Here is a 602-nt window from a genome sequence, read left to right on the forward strand (position 1 = left end):
CATCAAGGACGTGCTGAGCGTCCTGCGCTGGGCACAGAACCCCCGCGGTCGCTTGGCCGGCTTCCGTGTGTCCCAGCTGCTGCCCGGATTCGGACCGGTCAGCGCCGGCAAACTGCTCGACGCGATGGAACGCCAGGCCGACCCGCTCACCGTCATAGAGGACTTCAGACCCCCGAAGGGGGCGGCAGGGGAGTGGACCAAGCTCGCGGTGCTGATCGCCAGCCTGAGTCGCAAGAGCGAGTGGCCGGTCGACCTCGAACGAGCCATCGCGTGGTACCAACCCCACCTCGACCGGCTCCACGATGACGCCGAGGTTCGCCTGGCCGACCTTGAGCAGATGGCACGGATCGCCGAGGGCTACGGTAGCCGCGAACGCTTCTTGACGGAACTGACGCTCGACCCGCCCGAGGCCAGCAGCGATGAATCCGGAGCGCCGCACCTCGACGAGGACTACCTGATCCTCTCAACCATCCATTCGGCCAAGGGGCAGGAATGGAACGCGGTCTACGTGCTCAACGTGGTCGACGGCTGCATGCCCTCGGACATGGCGACGGGACGCGAGGAAGATATCGAAGAAGAGCGGCGCTTGCTCTACGTCGCGA

General features: G+C 65.9%; 1 protein-coding gene. It reads left to right on the forward strand.

Going from position 1 to position 602, the window contains the following annotated elements:
- A partial coding sequence (locus tag AC1D15_RS36160) for a 3'-5' exonuclease (protein ID WP_477829882.1) occupies positions 1-602 on the forward strand: 602 nt, incomplete at both ends.

Source organism: Rhizobacter sp. P2_H2 (assembly GCF_056403375.1).